A 19,158-nucleotide genomic window follows, 5' to 3' on the forward strand; every position below is an offset into this window, starting at 1 on the left:
GCTTCTTCCGAACGGGGTGTTTCAGAGGATTTATGGGGGTCTATTGCATGGCGGTGCGCGCACACGCCGCGAACGCGTGCGTCCAATCCGATTCGATCAAGGGATTGGCGCAGTCGATCGCGAAACCGGCCTATCACCGGCTCCTGGTTGCGGAGCCCGCGCTTCGCCGCGCCGTGCCCACCCTGATCATCGCCTTCCTGATCACCATCTGCCTGGGCGCCTTCGTGCAGGTGGTCGACCAGAACCGGGAAAAGCGCGCGTCGATGGCGCGCGACCTCGCCGCCCTCGCCGACTACCTCGCCGAGCGCATCGACCACATGGCATCGGCCCGGGAAGACCGCGCGGCCTCGTTCGAACGCTTGCAGCTTTTGCTGCCCGGCCTCATCCCCTCATGGGGCACTGCCTCCGGCCGGCACATCATCATCACCGGCGCGGACCAGCGCGTGCTGGCACGCGTGCCGGTCGACGGCACGATCGGTAACGCCGCCAGCCCGCTCGACCTCATCAGCGCGGCGGTGCCCTTGACCACTCCGGGCCGGCCGTCCGCGGTGACCGACGTCACGCTGCCCAGCGGCAACAACGCGATGGCGGTCCAGCGCGTCATCAAATCGCTGCCCGGCCAGGTGACGGTCATCCAGGAGCGGATCAATCCGGTGTGGGGATCGGATGCGGCGCTGTCGGTGACGCTCTCCGCCACCACCGGCTTCGTGGTGCTGATCCTCGGCTTCGCGTTCCACTGGCAATCGACCCGCGCCCGCGAGGGCGACCTCATCAACGATGCCGTCCGCGGCCGCATCGATACCGCGCTCAACCGCGGCCGCTGCGGCCTGTGGGATTGGGACCTGTCGCGCGGCCGCATCTTCTGGTCGCAATCGATGTTCACCCTGCTCGGCCTCGACGGCCGCAACGATCTCCTGACCTTCGGCGAGGTCAACGCGCTGGTGAAATCCGACGATATCGACCTGTTCGAGATCGCCGACCAGCTGATCGCCGGCAAGATCGACCACATCGATCAGATCTTCCGCATGCAGCACAAGGACGGCCACTGGATCTGGCTGCGGGTCCGATGCGAGATGAGCCAGGCGGCATCCGCCGGCGGCACCCATCTGATCGGCATCGCCGTCGATATCACCGAACAGAAGAGCCTGGCCGAAAAGACCATCGAAGCCGACCTGCGGCTGCGCGATGCGATCGAGACCATCCCGGAAGCCTTCGTGCTGTGGGACGCCGAGGATCGGCTGGTGCTCTGCAATTCGCACTTCCAGCGTCTGCACAAGCTGCCGGAATCCGCGGTGACGCCCGGCACCTCGTATGAAACCGTGATCGAGGTCGGCAGCATGCCGGAGGTCCGCACCCGCCTGCAGGAAACCTCCGCCCAGGCGCCGGGCGCGCGCACCTTCGAGGCCCAGATCGAGGACGGCAGCTGGCTGCATATCAGCGAGCGGCGCACCAAGGACGGCGGCTACGTCTCGGTCGGCACCGACATCACCCGCATCAAGGAGCACGAGCAGAAGCTGATCGACAACGATCTTCGCCTGCGCGCCACGGTCGTCGATCTGAAGCGGTCGCAGACCGCGCTCGAACGGCAGGCGCTCGAACTCGCCGACCTCGCCGAGAAATATTCCGAGGAAAAAAATCGCGCCGAGGAAGCCAACCAGAGCAAATCCAAATTCCTCGCCAATATGAGCCACGAGCTGCGCACGCCGCTCAACGCCATCATCGGGTTTTCCGAGATCATGGGCAGCGGCCTGTTCGGCGAACTCGGCTCGGAAAAATATCAGGAATACTGCCACGATATCCTGACCAGCGGCCGCTATCTGCTCGAAGTCATCAACGACATCCTCGACATGTCGAAAATCGAAGCCGGCCGGATGCAGCTCGATCTGGAATCGGTCGATCTGGCGAAGGCGCTGGCAGAGTCGATGCGCGTCGTATCCGGACGCGCCGAAGACAAGAGTCTCAGGCTCGAAGCCGACATCGAAGGCTCCATTCCGGTGGTGGGAGATCGCCGCGCCATCAAGCAGATCATCGTCAATCTGCTGTCCAACGCCGTCAAATTCACGCCGGAGGGCGGCCGGGTGATCGTCCGCAGCCGGACCCGCGGGAACCGCGTTCACCTGATGATTGCCGATACCGGCATCGGCATCGCGCCGCAATCGATGCGCCGTCTGGGCCGGCCATTCGAGCAGGTCGAGAGCCAGCTGACCAAGACCTATCACGGCTCGGGACTCGGGCTCGCGATCGCCAAATCGCTTACCAATCTGCACGGCGGATCGATGCGGCTGCGCTCGCGGCTCGGCACCGGCACGCTGGTCTGCGTGTCGTTGCCGCGCGACGCACGAACGGCGGATGCGGAAATCCCGGCCGCGGCTTAGATGTGACGGGTTAGTTGAATCGCTTTCTCAAGACTCCAGCGTCGGCGCGACCTCGCGCGCGGTCTGCGCCAGCGCCGCGATCAGCGGCGTCAGCGGCTCGCGCTGCGGCACCACCAGCCCGACGCGATAGGTCACCGTGGGATCGACGATGGGGATGCTGCGCACGGCGTCCGACAGGCCCAGCGTCTCCGCCAGCTTCGCCGGCATCACGCTGGCCCAGCGCCCGGTCCTGACATGGGTATAGAGCACGATGATCGAATTCGAGGTCAGCGTCGGCTTCACCTCGACCCCGGCGGATTTGAGCGCGCGATCGATGATGCGGCGGTTCTGCATATCGGGCGTCAACAGGCACAACGGCATCTGTCCGACTTCCTTCCAGGTGACCTGTTCGCGATCGCCGAACATGCCGTCCGGCGCGGTCAGCAGCCGATAGTGCTCGTTGTACAGCGGGATCGAGCGGACCTTGCCGAGCGGCTCGTTCTCGAGATAGGTCAACCCGGCGTCGACCTCCAGATTTTCCAGCAGCCCGAGCACCTCGATCGAGGTGCAGGACACGATGCGGAAACGCACATCCGGGTGACGGGCGCGGAACGGCGTGGTCAGCGAAGCGACCATGCCGAGCGCGGTCGGAATCGCCGCAATCGCGATCTCGCCGGAAAGACCTTGCTTGAGCGCATTGATCTCCTGCCGCATCGCGCGGGCGTCGCCGACAATGCGCCGCGCCCAGTCCAGCGCCCGTTCCCCTTCGGGCGTAAAGCCCTGGAACCGCGAGCCGCGCTGCACCAGCATGACGCCGAGGATATCCTCGAGCTGCTTGAGGCTGGTCGACATCGTCGGCTGGGTGACGCCGCAGGCTTCGGCGGCGCGGCCGAAATGCCGTTCCTTGGCCAGTGCCAGCAGAAGTTCAAGTTTCTCGATCAAACACGGCCCTCATCACGGTATTCCGGTTACGGATAACATGCCCGCCATCAGACCCATACGCCAAAAGCCCGGCCCGACGCCGTGCATTTCCTTTTACTATCATTCGATTTGATACCGCTATCAATCAGGTTTCCGTATCGCAGCATGGGACAGCTTTATTGATATTTGGAGCCATTCCAATTTCTATAGGAGGCTTGATAACCCCTTGATCGAGAACGCGGATGACATCGGCTTACGAACCCTGGGATGCGGCACGCGGCGCGGAAATCATCGCCGGCCATGCCGGCCTTGAAGGCGCGACGCTGGTGATCCTGCACGCCTTGCAGCAAGCGTTCGGCTACGTGCCCGACCCCGCCATTCCCATGATCGCGCAGGCGCTCAACCTGTCGCGCGCCGAGGTCCACGGCGTCTTCACTTTCTATCATGATTTCCGGCACGAGCCCGCGGGCCGGCATGTCTTGAAACTGTGCCGCGCCGAAGCCTGCCAGGCCGCCGGCGGCGATGCGCTCGCCGCGCGCGCGGAAGCCAAGCTCGGCATCACCATCGGCCATACCACGGCCGACGACCGGGTGACGCTGGAGCCGATCTATTGTCTTGGCCTGTGCGCGACCGCGCCATCCGCGATGCTGGACGGCCGCGTCGTCGGACGGCTCGATGACGCCCGCCTCGATGCGTTGGTAGCGGAGGCGCAGCGATGAAAATGCGGATTTTCGTCCCACGCGATGCCGCCGCTATCGCCGTCGGCGCCGACGATGTGGTCACCGCACTCGAACAGGCTGCCGAAAAGCGCGGCCTGCCGATTGATATCGTCCGAAACGGATCGCGCGGGCTTTGTTGGCTGGAACCGATGGTCGAGGTAGCGACCTTGAAAGGCCGCGTGGCCTATGGCCCGGTGAGCGTAGCGGATGTCCCTTCCCTGTTCGATGCGATGGCCTCGAATGGCCTGCATCCCCTGCGGCTCGGCCTTACCGACGAGATTCCCTGGCTGAAGCGGCAGACCCGCCTCACCTTCGCGCGCTGCGGCGTGGTCGATCCGCGTTCGGTCGGCGACTATCGTGCGCATGACGGTTATAAGGGCCTCGAACGGGCGCTAACGCTCGGCACCGACGGCATCCTCGCCGATGTCACGGCGTCGGGATTGCGCGGCCGCGGCGGCGCCGGCTTCCCGACCGGCATCAAGTGGAAGACCGTGGCGCAGGCCGGCGCCGATCGCAAATACATCGTCTGCAACGCAGACGAAGGCGACAGCGGCACCTTCGCCGATCGCATGATCATGGAAGGCGATCCCTTCGTCGTGATCGAGGGCATGACCATTGCAGGCGTCGCGGTCGGCGCGACCAAGGGCTACATCTATATCCGCTCGGAATATCCCCACGCTGTCGAGGCGATGAATGCGGCGATCGGGGCCGCCAAGCGCGCAGGCACTCTCGGCGAGCGCGTCTGCGGCTCCGCACATTCCTTCGATCTCGAAGTGCGTGTCGGCGCCGGCGCCTATGTCTGCGGCGAGGAAACCTCGCTGCTGGAAAGCCTCGAAGGCCGCCGCGGCATCGTCCGCGCCAAGCCGCCGCTGCCCGCGCATAAGGGCCTGTTCGGCAGGCCCACCGTGATCAACAACGTGCTGTCGTTCGCGGCAATCCCCTTCATCCTCGCCGGCGGCGCCAAGGCTTATGCGGAATTCGGCATGGGCCGCTCGCGCGGCACGATGCCGATCCAGCTCGCCGGCAATATCCGCTATGGCGGCCTGTTCGAGACCGCCTTCGGCGTCACGCTCGGCGAGCTGGTCGAGGACATCGGCGGCGGCACCTTCACCGGACGCCCGGTGCGCGCGGTGCAGGTCGGCGGCCCGCTCGGCGCTTATTTTCCGCGCGAACTGTTCGACACGCCGTTCGACTATGAAGCCTTTGCCGCGCGCGACGGCCTGATCGGGCACGGCGGCATCGTAGTGTTCGACGACAGCGTCGACATGTCGAAACAGGCGCGTTTTGCGATGGAATTCTGTGCCGTCGAATCCTGCGGCAAATGCACGCCGTGCCGGATCGGCTCGACCCGCGGGGTCGAGAGCATCGACAGGATCCGCCGCGGCGAGCGGGTTGCGGAAAATATCGCCGTGGTCGAAGACCTCTGCAACACCATGAAATTCGGCTCGCTCTGCGCGCTGGGCGGCTTCACCCCCTACCCGGTCATGAGCGCGCTGAAACATTTCCGGGAAGATTTCGGCCCGGCGCCGACGCGCCTGCAGGCCGCGGAATAAAGGAAAACGCCATGTCGCTGATCCAAGAAATAGATTTCGGCACGCCGCGCTCCAAATCCGAGAACTTCGTCACGCTGACCATCGACGGCCAGAGCGTCACGGTGCCCGAAGGCACCTCGATCATGCGCGCGGCGATGGAAGCCGGCACGCAGATCCCGAAACTCTGCGCCACCGACATGGTGGACGCCTACGGCTCCTGCCGCCTGTGCCTGGTCGAGATCGAAGGCCGCGCCGGCACGCCGGCCTCCTGCACCACGCCCGTAATGTCAGGTCTGGTCGTGCATACCCAGAGCGACCGGCTGAAGAGACTGCGCAAGGGCGTGATGGAGCTCTACATCTCCGATCACCCGCTGGACTGCCTGACCTGCGCCGCGAACGGCGATTGCGAATTGCAGGACATGGCGGGCGCCGTGGGCCTGCGCGACGTTCGCTACGGCTATGCGGGCGAAAACCATGTCTTCGCCAAGTCCAACGGCGCGGCTAATGCGGCCTGGATGCCGAAGGATGAATCCAATCCCTACTTCACTTATGACCCGTCGAAATGCATCGTCTGTTCGCGCTGCGTGCGCGCCTGCGAGGAAGTGCAAGGCACCTTTGCGCTGACGATTTCGGGGCGCGGCTTCGACAGTCGCGTCTCGCCCGGCATGAGCGAGAGTTTCTTAGGTTCGGAATGCGTGTCCTGCGGCGCCTGCGTGCAGGCCTGCCCGACCGCGACGCTGACCGAGAAATCCGTGATCGAAATCGGCCAGCCGGAACATTCGGTGGTCACGACCTGCGCCTATTGCGGCGTCGGCTGCACCTTCAAGGCGGAAATGCGTGGCGAGGAAGTCGTGCGCATGGTGCCGTACAAGGACGGCAAGGCCAATCGCGGCCATTCCTGCGTCAAGGGCCGCTTCGCCTGGGGCTATACCACCCACAAGGAGCGCATCCTCAACCCCATGATCCGCGAGCGGATTGCCGACCCCTGGCGCGAAGTATCCTGGGACGAAGCCTTTGCCTTCGCGGCCGCCAAATTCAAGGCCATTCAGGCCAAATATGGCCGCGATGCCGTCGGCGGCATCACCTCCTCGCGCTGCACCAATGAGGAAACCTATCTGGTGCAGAAGCTGATCCGCGCCGGCTTCGGCAACAACAACGTCGATACCTGCGCCCGCGTCTGTCATTCGCCGACCGGCTACGGACTATCGACGGCCTTCGGCACCTCGGCCGGCACGCAGGATTTCGACTCGGTCGAACAATCCGACGTAATCATGATCATCGGCGCCAATCCGACCGATGCCCATCCGGTGTTCGGGTCACGGATGAAAAAGCGCCTGCGCGCCGGCGCCAGGCTAATCGTGATCGATCCGCGCCGCACCGACATCGTGCGCTCCGCCCATGTCGAGGCGCAGCATCATCTGCCGCTGTTGCCCGGCACCAACGTCGCCGTGCTCACCGCGCTGGCCCATGTCATCGTCACCGAGGGCCTCGTCAATGAAGCCTTCGTGCGCGAGCGCTGCGATTGGAGCGAGTTCGAGGATTGGGCGGCGTTCGTCGCGCTGCCGAAGAACAGCCCGGAAGCGACCGCGATCGCGACCGGCGTCGACCCCCGGGAATTGCGTGAAGCGGCCCGGCTGTTCGCGACCGGCGGCAACGGCGCGATCTATTACGGCCTCGGCGTCACCGAACACAGCCAGGGCTCGACCACCGTGATGGCGATCGCCAACCTGGCGATGGCGACCGGCAATATCGGCCGCCCCGGCGTCGGGGTAAATCCGCTGCGCGGCCAGAACAACGTCCAGGGCTCCTGCGACATGGGTTCGTTCCCGCATGAATTGCCGGGCTACCGGCACATCTCGGGCGATGCGGTGCGCGAGCAGTTCGAATCCATGTGGAACGTCAAGCTCAACAAGGAGCCGGGCCTGCGCATCCCCAATATGTTCGATGCCGCCATCGAGGGCACCTTCATGGGCCTCTATGTGCAGGGCGAGGATATCCTGCAATCCGATCCCAACACCAAACACGTGGTCGCGGCGTTGTCGGCAATGGAATGCGTCATCGTCCACGATCTCTTCCTGAACGAGACCGCGAACTACGCCCATGTGTTCCTGCCGGGATCGAGCTTCCTGGAGAAGGACGGCACCTTCACCAACGCCGAGCGCCGCATCCAGCGCGTGCGCAAGGTCATGAGCCCGCGCAACGGCCTCGCCGATTGGGAGGTGACGATCCGGCTCGCCAAGGCGATGGGCTTCGAGATGCATTACGACCACCCGTCGCAAATCATGGATGAGATCGCGGCGCTGACGCCGACCTTCACCGGCGTCTCCTACGCCAGGCTCGACGAGCTCGGCTCGGTACAATGGCCGTGCAACGAGAAGGCGCCCGAGGGCACGCCGGTGATGCATATCGGCGGTTTCGTCCGCGGCAAGGGCAAGTTCGTCATCACCGAATATATTCCGACCGATGAGCGCACCGGTCCCCGCTACCCGCTGCTGCTGACCACCGGGCGTATCCTCAGCCAGTACAATGTCGGCGCACAGACCCGCCGCACCGACAATGTCGTCTGGCACGAGGAAGACCGGCTGGAGATTCATCCGCATGACGCCGAGCAGCGCGGCGTACGCGACGGCGACTGGGTGAGGCTCGCAAGCCGCGCCGGAGAAACCACGCTGCGCGCCCTGATCAGCGAACGCGTCGCGCCGGGTGTCGTTTATACGACGTTCCATCATCCGGACACGCAGGCCAACGTCATCACCACGGATTTTTCCGACTGGGCCACCAACTGCCCCGAATACAAGGTCACGGCGGTACAGATATCGCCATCGAACGGCCCGTCCGAGTGGCAAAAGGCCTATGAGGAGCAAGCCCGCCTTTCGCGCCGCATCGCGCCCGTCGTCGAAGCCGCGGAATAGCCATGCCAGATCCGGTCCGTACGGTTGATCGCCTGGTGTGGCGCGAGGGCAGCGCCGGCAACGGAAGCTTTGGCGAAGGCCTGCGCTCCGTTCCTGAGGAAACCGCGGTTGCCCTGACCTATAATGGCGGCACATACGCCGTGATGATGTGTACGCCGCAGGATCTTGAGGATTTCGCCATCGGCTTCAGCCTCAACGAGGGAATCATCCAGTCTCCCGACGAGATCGAGTCGCTGGATATTGTCGACCTCGACGACGGCATCGAGTTGCGAACGTGGCTGGCGCAGCCCAAGGCCGATCGGCTGAATGAGCGGCGCCGGCAAATCGCCGGCCCGACGGGGTGCGGCATATGCGGCATCGATTCGATCGCGGAAGCCGTTCGTCCGGCCGCCACCGTCGCGCAAGGGCGATGCTTTTCGCCACGAGAGATCACCGCCGCGATGCAGAGCATCCCGCCGCTGCAGCCGATCAATGTTGAAACCCGCGCGGTGCATGCCGCCGCGTTCTGGACGCCGACCAGCGGCATTGTCGCCTTGCGCGAGGATGTCGGGCGTCACAACGCGCTCGACAAATTGGCCGGCGCGCTGGCGCAGGACACGCCCCCTGTGAGCGATGGTATGGTGCTGTTGACCAGCCGGGTCTCGGTCGAGATGGTGCAGAAGGCGGCGGCGATGGGCGCCCCGCTGATGGTTGCGGTATCGGCGCCGACCGCGCTTGCGATTCGCATGGCGGATGCGGCGGGTATCACGCTCGCCGCGATCGCGCGCGCCGACGGATTCGAGGTGTTCACGCATGCAGAACGAATTACGCCAGGACACCGCGGCCGGGAGATCGTCGATGTCGCCTGACCGGCTGATCTATATGGCCAACCAGATTGGCAAATTCTTTCAGAGCCAGGGCCACGACAAGGCCGTGCCGGGCATCGCCGAACATATTCATAAATTCTGGGACCCGCGCATGCGCTCGGCGATCTTCGCGCATCTCGACGCCGGAGGCGCGGGTCTGGAGCCCGATGTCCGCGACGCCATCGCGTCGTTGAAAAAAGCCGCCAACGCGTAGCGCAGGTCCACCCGCATCCGTTTATCCGGATTCCGCAAGGCAAAGCACAGCTTTAAATTTAAGATATAAAGATAATCCATGAGGGCGGGAGTTTGGCGCTCCGATCCTTGGCTTGAGCGGTATCGCGGATTCTTGATCAATCCGGCCGGGCATCCATTCGCCATTTATGATCGGGCTGGCTAACATTCACCGGAACAGAGCCTTGTCGGTTCTATTTGAATCAGAACTTGGCTCTCATTTTTTGTTTAACGCGTTTTCCTCACGCGAACCGGCATCCGCTTCGCTCGAAAACGTTATAATTCAGGTGTTTCAGCAGATCGGATGACGTGATGACCACCAAAAAGCAAATCGCCGGCATCGAGGACTACAAGGGTGCAGCCGCGGGCTGGGGGGCGCTGAAGGCCGTCGCGGACGCGCTTCGCGGGCAAATGGCTGTCGCCAACGAAACCCACGGCCTTCTGACCATGAATCAGCCTCATGGCTTCGATTGCCCGGGTTGCGCATGGCCGGATCCGAAGCACACTTCATCGTTTGAATTTTGCGAAAACGGCGCCAAGGCGGTGTCGTGGGAAGCGACGGCCAAACGAACGACGCCTGAATTCTTTGCCGCGCACACCGTCAGCGAGCTCTGGAACTGGCGGGACTTCGACCTGGAAAACGAGGGCCGCCTCACCCATCCCATGGTCTACGACCGCGCCACCGACCGCTATCTGCCGATTTCGTGGCAGGAGGCGATGGCCCAGATCGGCGCCGCGTTACGCGCCCTGCCCGATCCCGACATGGCGGAATTCTACACCTCGGGCCGGGCCTCCAACGAGGCCGCCTTCCTGTATCAGCTGTTCGTGCGGGAATACGGCACCAACAATTTTCCCGATTGCTCGAACATGTGCCACGAGGCCACCAGCGTCGGCCTCCCGGAATCGATCGGGGTCGGCAAGGGAACCGTCACGCTGGAGGATTTCGATCACAGCGATTGTATTTTCTGCATCGGCCACAATCCCGGAACCAACCATCCCCGCATGCTGACGACGCTGCGCGAAGCGTCCAAGCGCGGGGTGCCGATCATCGCGATCAACCCGCTGCGCGAGCGCGGGCTGGAGCGCTTTACGGCGCCGCAGAACCCTGTCGAGATGTTGACACTCGGCTCAACGCCGATCGCGTCTTCCTATTATCTCGTCAAAGTCGGCGGCGACATCGCCGTGCTGAAGGGGATGATGAAGACCCTGATCGCGCTCGACGCCGAGGACCTTGCGCGAGGCGGCCCCGGTGTTCTCGACCGCGAATTCATCGCGGCCCACACCACAGGCATCGAGGCGCTGCTTTCGGATATCGAGGCAACTTCCTGGGACGCGATCGAAACGGCATCGGGCCTCTCTCGGTCCGATATCGAAAACATCGGAAACATCTACGCCAAGGCCAAGCGCGTCATCATCAACTATGGCATGGGGATCACCCAGCACCGGCATGGCACCGGAAACGTGCAGCAAATCGCCAATCTCCTGATGCTGCGCGGCAATGTCGGGCGCCAGGGCGCAGGCATTTCGCCGCTACGCGGCCATTCCAACGTGCAGGGCGATCGAACCGTCGGCATCACCGAAATCCCGAATGATGCCTTGCTGGACGGCATCGTCCGCACGTTCGGCTTCGAGCCGCCGCGCCGGAAGGGCCACAACGCGGTGGAGGCCATCGAGGCCATCAGGGATCGGCGCTCGAAGGCGTTGGTCTGTCTCGGCGGCAATCTCGCGGTCGCCATGTCCGACCCGGAGGCCACCTTCGAGGCGATGCGCGGCCTCGACCTTGCGGTCCACATCGCCACCAAGCTGAACCGGTCGCATCTGCTGACCGCCAGGCAATCGTTTATATTGCCGTGCCTCGGGCGCACCGAAATCGACATGCAGGCTTCGGGCCCGCAATCGGTCACCGTCGAAGACTCCATGTCGATGGTGCATGCGTCGCGTGGAGGCCTGAAGCCTGCGTCGGAACACCTTAAATCCGAGCCGGTGATCATCGCCGAAATGGCGATGGCGACGCTGCCGCACACCAAGGTGCGCTGGGCGGAGATGATCGCGGACTACAACAAGATCCGCGACGGCATCGAATCCGTATTTCCGGCGTTTGCCGATTTCAACAACCGGATCAAGCATCCCGGCGGCTTCCGCCTGTATGTTGCCGCGTCGGAACGCGAATGGCTGACGCCGAACAAGAAAGCCAATTTCCTCCTCTATCCCGGCCTCGAGGAAGATCCGCCGAGCGAGGGTGCGTTGACCCTCACCACGATCCGCAGTCACGACCAATACAACACCACGATGTACGGACTGAACGATCGCTACCGCGGCATCACGGGGCGCCGCGACGTGATCTTTGTCAATGAACGCGACCTTTCAAAGCGCGGGCTGAGCCACGGCGATCTGGTGGACGTCGCGGTCGCCGGCCCGGCCGATTCAGGCCTGAGCGGGCGCATCATGCGCGGGCTGACGGCCGTCGCCTACAAGATCGCGGAAGGTTCGATCGCGGCCTATTACCCGGAAGCCAACGTGCTGGTGGCTCTCGATCATTATGACGTAAAATCCGGCACGCCGTCCTACAAATCGATCCCGGTACGGATCAGGGCTTCTGTCGCCTGAATCCCATGACCGTTTCGCTCGAAAACGCGCTAACCGGGACTTCCGACCACCATCTGAAAAATCCGGCGCACCTCCGCTTGTGTTTCCTTGACCCGCGCCTCCAGCGACGAAAAATCCGGCGCATCGCCGGCACGCGACATCACGCGCAGGAGGTCGTCGCCGGCCGTTTCCGGATTGAATCTGCCGGTGACGCAGAGCCGCAGGATCTGCGTCAGGTCGTGATAGAGGCGTGCCGCAGCGCGCAGGATTTCGGCTGACGATAGCGGCAACACGCCGAGCCGCGCCGCATGGTCAAGCACCTGCAGCGTGCTGACGTCGAGAATGTCCGGCTGACTGGCGGCGTAAACGAGCTGCAGATATTGCGCGATGAAATCGATATCCACCATGCCGCCGGCAGCGTATTTCAGGTCCCAGACCTCATCCTCGCCCTTCTCCAGCGCCACGGCGCGCCGCATGTCCGCCACGTCGGTTGCAACCGCCGCGGCGTCCCGCGGCCGGGTCAGCACCTCGCGGATGATCCTTTCGATCCTGGCGCGGAAATCCGGCGGCGTCGAAATGACGCGCGCCCGGGTCAGCGCCATATGCTCCCAGGTCCAGGCCTCCCGCTCCTGGTAGTGGGCGAAGGAATCGAACCGCGAGGCCAGCGGCCCGGCCCGGCCCGAGGGACGCAGCCGCATGTCCACCTCATAGAGCACGCCGTAATTGGTGCGGGTCGTGAAGGCGCTGATCAAGCGCTGGGTGAAACGGGCGAAATAATGCGCGCCGTGCAGCGGCCGCGTGCCGTCAGAATCCGGCTGCTCGTGATCGAAATCATAGAGCAGAATCAGGTCGAGATCGGACGAGGCCGTCATCTCCCGGCCGCCGAGCTTGCCCATCGCAACAATTGCGGTCTGCTGTCCGCTGATGCGGCCGTGCTGCGCCGCGAATCTTTCCGTCGCGAGGCGATGCACGGTATCGACAATGCCTTCGGCGACATCGGCGAAGGCAACGCCCGCCTGCGAGGCCGACACCGTGCCGGACAGGATCCGCGTGCCGATCAGGAACAGGCTTTCCTGGCCGAACAGCCGCAACCGGTCGAGAAATTCCTCGTAGGAATCCGCATCCCCCAGCGTGGCCGCGAGCCGCTGCGACAATTCACCCTGATCCGGCATCGCGCCGAAGAAGCGCGGATCGATCAATCCATCCATGATCCGCGGCTGCCGCGCCAGCATATCGCCAAGCCGCGGCGCGGCACCGAGGACAAGCGCCACCAGCGCGACCAGATCGCGATTCTGGCCCAGCAGCGAAATCAGCCTTCCGCCGCGCTGCAGCGTCTGCAGGAAACGGTCGAAGGCGGCGACCGCGTCGTCGGGCTCCTCGGCGTCCGCGAGGCCAGCGATCAGCGCCGGAACGAATTCGACGAAGGCGCTGCGCGTCGATTCCGTCCGGAACACGCGATAATCGCCGGTCATCCATTGCTTCACGGTCGCCGCCACCGCAATCGGCTTCTTGAAGCCAAGCGCGGCAAGGTGCTCGAGCAACCGCGGATCTTCGGGACCGGCTCCATAATCCGTTGCCGGCAATTTCACGGTGCCGGTCGGATCGCCTTCGAACAGTTTGCTGTAATGCCCCTGCACGATATCGAGATGGCCGAGCAGGTCCGCTGCGAACGCTTCGCGGCCGTCATAACCAAGGAAGCGGGCAAAGCGCCCAACCGCTTCCGCCGTGCCGGGCAAGGAATGGGTCTGCTCGTCGGCGACCATTTGCAGCCGGTGTTCGACCCGGCGCAGGAACCTGTAGGCCTCCGATAGTTCGTCCCGCGCCGCAAACGTGATCCAGTTGCTCGACGCCAGCACGTCAAGCGCTTCCAGCGTCGGCCTTACCCGCAATTCGGGATGCCGGCCGCCGGCGATCAATTGCTGGGTCTGTGCGAAGAACTCGATCTCGCGGATGCCGCCGCGGCCGATCTTGACGTTATGGCCCTCGACGGAGACGCCATTTTGACCGCGATAGGTCTGCATCTGCCGTTTCATGTCATGGACCTCGGCAAGGGCCGCGAAATCCAGATGCTTGCGCCAGACGAAGGGCCCGAGTTCCGCAAGCAGCGCCCTGCCCGCATGGGCATCCCCCGCGCAAGGGTAGGCCTTGATCATGGCGGCACGCTCCCAGGTCCGCCCTTCCCGCTCGTAATAATGCAGCGCCGAAGCGGTTGAGATCGCAACCTGCGTCGAGGCAGGGTCCGGCCGCAGCCGCAGATCGACGCGAAACACGTAGCCTTCACCGGTACGCTGCTGCAACATCCGCGACAGCGCCTGAGTGACGCGCACGAAAAACGGCTGCGGTTCGATGTCGGGCGCAAGCGTCGGCGCCGCGGCGTCGAAAAACACGATCAGGTCGATGTCGCTGGAATAGTTCAGTTCGCCCGCGCCCATCTTGCCCATCGCGAGCACGATCAGGCCGCTATTGTCTTCCGGTCGATCGGGATCGGGCGGCGATAATCTGCCCCGCGCGGCTTCCTGCCTCAACAGATAGCGCAGCGCCGATTGCACCGAGCGCACCGCAAGCTCGGTCAGCGCCGCCGTCACCCGCATCACCGGCCAGACCCCGCCGATGTCGCACAGCGCGATCAGCAGGGCGGCTTCCGTCTTCATTTGGCGAAGCGATCGCATCGCGTCGGCTTCGCTGGGCGCCATCGTCACATCGTCGCAGCTATCTTCGATCAGCCGCGCCAGATGCGGCTCAGGATCGCAGTCGAGCAGCCGGATCAGGCGCGACCCGTCGGCGCGCATCAGGTCGAACAAATAGGGCGACGCCTCGGCGATGCCGAGAAGGATGGGGTCGATGCGCGGAAAATGCCCGGCGAGTTTGCGAATCGCAGCCGCCTGCCCCGGCTCGAGATCGGCGAGCCAGTCGGCGAGACGTTGTTCGGCTTCGAGCGGAGCGGACACGCGCGGTCCGTCCACGAACCGCGCGGCGAGTGCGGAGGAATTCATGCCACTTTCTGTGGCACATCCTGCGTTTGAGCCGCAACCACCCTGTCGCTGACGCCAGACCGCGCCGGGATCGCCAGCGTCGCGCACAGTCCCGGATGGGCATCGCCGAGCCTGAGATCCCCGCCATGCAGCGTCGCCACCGCCGACGCCAGACTGAGCCCTAAACCGGAACCCGGCAGCGTGCGGCTGGCCTCCAGACGCACGAACCGCCCGACCGCGTGGCCGCGATCGGCTTCCGGAATACCCGGCCCGTGATCGGTGACGCTGAGCAGCACCTGATCCCCCACGCGGCGGGCCTCGATCAGGATTTCCCGGGAGGGCGCGGTCGCATCCGCGCCCAAGGGCTGCGCGGCGGGAACCGGCTTACCGTATTTGATCGCATTCTCGACCAGATTGGCCAGCGCCTGGCTGATCAATTCGCGGTTGCCATGCAGCGGCGCAAACGACGTCTTGACGCGCAATGTCATGTCGTCGTCTTCGGCAAGCGGCTCATAGAGTTCGTGAATGCCGTTGGCCACCTCGGCGGCGTCGAAATTATCCATATTGTCACGCGCCTGGCCGGACTCCGCCCGCGCGATCATCAGCAGCGCGTTGAAGGTCCGGATCAAGCCGTCGGACTCCTCGATGGTTCGCTCCAGTGCCGTCCGGTATTCCTGCTCGCTGCCCGACCGCGCCAGCGCCTCTTCGGCGCGGTTGCGCAGCCGGGTCAACGGCGTCTTCAGATCGTGGGCGATGTTGTCGGAAACTTCCTTCAGCCCGACCATCAGGGCCTCGATCCGTTCCAGCATGGCGTTGAGGTTTTCCGCCAGGCGATCGAGCTCATCGCCGCTGCGCCCGACCGGCAGCCGTCCGCTCAGATCGCCGGCCATGATGCGCTGGGTGGTACCGGTCATGGCGTCGATACGACGCAGCACGCGCCGCGCCACGAAGATGCCGCCGCCGAGGCCGAGCACGACGACGATCAGCAGCGACCACTGCGCCGCCTGCGCGACGATGCCGAACAGCCGCCTGCGCTCTTCGAGATCGCGGCCGATCAGCAGCCGAAAGCCGCTGGGCAATTCGGTGACGCGCACCAGCGCGCGGTGAGTCACGGTGTCCTGATCGTCGAGCCGGCGATAGAAGGTCTCCGACCAGCCGGACGATCCCATCACGCCCGCGGCGAGCGAGCCGACATTGCCGGCGATCGCCTGCCCTGTCGGCGTGGTCACGAGATAGAGGTTGGCGCCGGGCCGCAACGCGCGGTTCTCGATGGTAAAAACCAGGCCGCGCAATCCGCGGCGCGCATAGATGTCGCTGATCTCGCCGGTTTCCGCATTCACGGTGCTGGTGATCTGCTCGGTGATGAGCCTGCGGGTATTCCAGGCGAAATAGCCCAGCAGCGAGGCGGCAAACAATGCAAACAAGAACAGATAGACCAGCGTCAACCGGAACGCCGTGGTGCGTATGAGCTTACCGAATGCCGTCACGGATCATGTATCCGGCGCCCCGGATCGTATGCAGCAAGGGCCGTTCAAAGCCCTTGTCGATCTTGGAGCGCAGCCGCGAAATATGCACATCGATGACGTTGGTCTGCGGATCGAAATGATAGTCCCAGACATTTTCCAGCAGCATGGTGCGCGTCACCACCTGGCCCGCATGCTTCATCAGATATTCCAGCAACCGGAACTCGCGCGGCTGCAGCGTCAATTCGTCCTTGCCGCGCGCGACGCGGTGCGAAAGCCGGTCGAGTTCGAGGTCGCCGACGCGGTAGGTGGTTTCCTCGGCCGGACCGCCATGACGCCGCGACAACACCTCGACTCGCGCCAGCAATTCAGCGAATGAATAAGGCTTCGGGAGATAATCGTCGCCGCCGGCCCGCAACCCCTTGATGCGGTCGTCCACCTGTCCGAGCGCGGAGAGGATCAGGACCGGTGTGCGATCTCCCTTCTCGCGCAGGGCGCCGATCAGCGACAGGCCATCGCGTTTCGGCAGCATCCGGTCGACCACGAGAACGTCGTAATCGCCGCTCTCGGCGAGCGCCAATCCTTCCTCACCATCGCTGGCGAGATCGGCGACGTAACCGACCTCGCGGAACGCCTTCACCAGGTAATCGGCGGACTCGCGGTCGTCTTCTATGATCAAGAGGCGCATTTGGGGATCGGTTGCAATCAAGTGGGCCAGCCTTCTGTCACCTTGGCGCGGGCGGTATTATCATGCAAGGCGACCCGACACCTCTCGATTAAGGAAAAGGGTGGGCGGTGAAGCTGGGGGAACCTCACCGCCCTTGGCCTTCCGACGGAGGGGGGCGATATTCCACCGGAAGGTAGCTAGAGGGAGCGAGCTTTTGGCTCGCTCCCCGGAAAGAGCCGTCGGCGGGGGCGACAATGCCGGCGACACCCTCCATCTCGTGAAACGTCCGGGCCGATCTCCCTCGATCAACCCTTGGCCAGCGGCAGCGCGACGAAGCGCGACACGCCGCCGGTCTTGACCCGCATCAGAACGCTGTTCTTGTTGTCGGAGTGCGCCGCATTGATCGCTTCGCGCACGTCGCCGGCATTGGCGACGGTCTTGCCCGCGACTTCGAGAATTACGTCGCCTTCCTTGAAGCCGCGCTCGGCCGCGGCGCTCTTCGGATCGACCTCGGTGACGACGACGCCATCCTTGCCGGCGCCGGCGACGCTGTTGGCGGGTGCAACCGTCAGGCCGAGCCTCGGCACATCGGTGCCGTGCGGCGTATTTCCATTATCGTCATTGTCGTTATCGGCCTTCGCCTCGATCGAATTCGGCAATTGGCCGAGCGTGAGATTGACGACTTTGTTCTGCCCTTTGTGCAGCACATCGAGCTTGACGGCCGCGCCCGGAGCAAGACCGCCGATGGTGCGGGCGAGTTCGCGGGCATCCTTGACCGTTTCGCCGTTGACGGAGGTGATCACGTCGCCGGACTCGATGCCGGCCTTGGCGGCCGGGCCGTTGGCCTGGGGTTCCGCGACCAGCGCGCCTTCGGCCTTCTTCAGGCCCAGGCTGTCGGCGATGTCGGCCGTGACCGGCTGGATTTGCACGCCGATCCAGCCGCGGCTGACCGAGCCCTTGTCCTTGAGCTGCGCGATCACGTTCTTGACGGTCGGCGCCGGGATCGAGAACGCGATGCCGACGCTGCCGCCGGACGGCGAATAGATCGCGGTGTTGACGCCGATCACCTCGCCATTGGTATTGAACGCCGGACCACCGGAATTGCCCTTGTTCACGGGCGCGTCGATCTGGATGAAATCATCATACGGGCCATTGCCGATGTCGCGGCCGCTGGCCGAGACGATGCCGGCCGTCACCGTGCCACCGAGGCCGAACGGATTGCCGACCGCGAGCACCCAATCGCCGATCCGCGGCTTGCCGTCGGAGAGCTTGGCGAACGGGAAATCGGAGCCGCCTTCGACCTTGATCAGCGCCAGATCGGTGCGCGCGTCGGTGCCGATCACCTTGGCCTTGAAGGTCTTGCCGTCATCGGTCGTGACCTCGACCTTGTCGGCGCCATCGACCACGTGATTATTGGTGACGGCATAACCGTCGGCGGAAATGAAGAAGCCCGAGCCCTGGCCGGTGATGGCGCCGCGTCCGCGCGGCGCACCGCGCAGTCCGGGCGGCAAATCAGGACCGCCGAAACGGCGGAAGAAGCGCTCCATCGGCGAGCCCGGCGGGAACGGCGAGTCGTCGCTGTTGTCGTCTTTGGCAACCTTCTCGTTGATGTTGACCTTGACCGAGATCACCGAAGGCTTCACGTGCTCGACGATATCGGCAAACCCAACCGGCTGCGCTGCCTTGCTGATCTCGTTATTGACCTGCGCATGCGCGGCGCTGCTGAAAATATCGGAGCCGTTCGGCGCGCCAATACCGTAGGCCGCGACACCGAGGCCGGCCACTACCGAGGCCATCAGCGCGAGCTTGCGTACCGCCAACAGCGAGCGCCGCGGCGGCTGATAGGACGGAAGCGACGAAAGATCGGTAGGACGGTCGGTCATTTGAAAAGGTCTCCAGAGCCTGAACGACAATGCGGGGCCAGCATCATGTGGCACTGAAGATGGGGATGCCCGC

The 19,158-nt window shown here is 64.2% G+C and carries 12 protein-coding genes; 7 read left to right on the forward strand and 5 right to left on the reverse strand.

Going from position 1 to position 19,158, the window contains the following annotated elements; translation table 11 throughout:
* Window positions 1-47: 47 nt before the first annotated feature.
* The gene (locus tag HB630_RS06820) at window positions 48-2,375 is read left to right on the forward strand and encodes a PAS domain-containing sensor histidine kinase (RefSeq protein WP_213771101.1); all 2,328 of its coding nucleotides are present in this window, start codon (window positions 48-50) and stop codon (window positions 2,373-2,375) included.
* A 27-nt stretch (window positions 2,376-2,402) separates the two neighbouring features.
* Here the strand turns inward: HB630_RS06820 and HB630_RS06825 are convergent, their stop codons facing one another.
* Window positions 2,403-3,296, reverse strand: coding sequence for a LysR family transcriptional regulator (locus HB630_RS06825; RefSeq protein WP_213771103.1), 894 nt, complete (start codon window positions 3,294-3,296; stop codon window positions 2,403-2,405).
* A 221-nt stretch (window positions 3,297-3,517) separates the two neighbouring features.
* On the opposite strand from HB630_RS06825, the gene HB630_RS06830 reads away from it, so the two are divergent.
* The 6 genes from HB630_RS06830 to HB630_RS06855 all read left to right on the forward strand — a co-directional run bounded on the left by HB630_RS06830 (window position 3,518) and on the right by HB630_RS06855 (window position 12,121).
* Window positions 3,518-3,994: a formate dehydrogenase subunit gamma gene (locus HB630_RS06830; RefSeq protein ID WP_213771105.1), complete on the forward strand. Its 477-nt coding sequence runs from the start codon at window positions 3,518-3,520 to the stop codon at window positions 3,992-3,994.
* The gene (locus HB630_RS06835; RefSeq protein WP_213771107.1) at window positions 3,991-5,547 is read left to right on the forward strand and encodes an NADH-quinone oxidoreductase subunit NuoF; all 1,557 of its coding nucleotides are present in this window, start codon (window positions 3,991-3,993) and stop codon (window positions 5,545-5,547) included. The genes HB630_RS06830 and HB630_RS06835 overlap by 4 nt, the downstream gene beginning before the upstream one ends.
* An 11-nt stretch (window positions 5,548-5,558) precedes the next feature.
* A complete protein-coding gene (gene fdhF, locus HB630_RS06840) occupies window positions 5,559-8,438 on the forward strand; it encodes a formate dehydrogenase subunit alpha (RefSeq protein WP_213771110.1) in 2,880 nt (959 codons plus the stop codon).
* Window positions 8,439-8,440: 2 nt separating this feature from the next.
* Complete coding sequence (gene fdhD / locus HB630_RS06845) at window positions 8,441-9,286, forward strand: formate dehydrogenase accessory sulfurtransferase FdhD (protein ID WP_213771112.1); 846 nt, start codon at window positions 8,441-8,443, stop codon at window positions 9,284-9,286.
* Complete coding sequence (locus HB630_RS06850) at window positions 9,276-9,497, forward strand: formate dehydrogenase subunit delta (RefSeq protein WP_213771115.1); 222 nt, start codon at window positions 9,276-9,278, stop codon at window positions 9,495-9,497. The genes fdhD and HB630_RS06850 overlap by 11 nt, the downstream gene beginning before the upstream one ends.
* Window positions 9,498-9,826: 329 nt before the next feature.
* Window positions 9,827-12,121 carry an FdhF/YdeP family oxidoreductase gene (locus tag HB630_RS06855; protein WP_213771118.1) on the forward strand — a complete coding sequence of 765 codons (2,295 nt, stop codon included), beginning with the start codon at window positions 9,827-9,829 and terminating at the stop codon, window positions 12,119-12,121.
* Between the two features lie 29 nt (window positions 12,122-12,150).
* Here the strand turns inward: HB630_RS06855 and HB630_RS06860 are convergent, their stop codons facing one another.
* The 4 genes from HB630_RS06860 to HB630_RS06875 form a co-directional block, all read right to left on the reverse strand.
* A complete protein-coding gene (locus tag HB630_RS06860) occupies window positions 12,151-15,093 on the reverse strand; it encodes a bifunctional [glutamine synthetase] adenylyltransferase/[glutamine synthetase]-adenylyl-L-tyrosine phosphorylase (RefSeq protein WP_213771121.1) in 2,943 nt (980 codons plus the stop codon).
* The gene (locus HB630_RS06865; RefSeq protein ID WP_213771124.1) at window positions 15,090-16,559 is read right to left on the reverse strand and encodes an ATP-binding protein; all 1,470 of its coding nucleotides are present in this window, start codon (window positions 16,557-16,559) and stop codon (window positions 15,090-15,092) included. The genes HB630_RS06860 and HB630_RS06865 overlap by 4 nt, the downstream gene beginning before the upstream one ends.
* Window positions 16,543-17,223 carry a response regulator transcription factor gene (locus HB630_RS06870; protein WP_213771126.1) on the reverse strand — a complete coding sequence of 227 codons (681 nt, stop codon included), beginning with the start codon at window positions 17,221-17,223 and terminating at the stop codon, window positions 16,543-16,545. Before HB630_RS06870 ends, HB630_RS06865 begins: the two co-directional genes overlap by 17 nt.
* A gap of 284 nt (window positions 17,224-17,507) precedes the next feature.
* Complete coding sequence (locus tag HB630_RS06875; RefSeq protein ID WP_213771128.1) at window positions 17,508-19,085, reverse strand: Do family serine endopeptidase; 1,578 nt, start codon at window positions 19,083-19,085, stop codon at window positions 17,508-17,510.
* Window positions 19,086-19,158 lie beyond the last annotated feature (73 nt).

Origin of the sequence: Bradyrhizobium sp. dw_78, from assembly GCF_018449525.1 — a bacterium.
GTDB lineage: Bacteria > Pseudomonadota > Alphaproteobacteria > Rhizobiales > Xanthobacteraceae > Bradyrhizobium.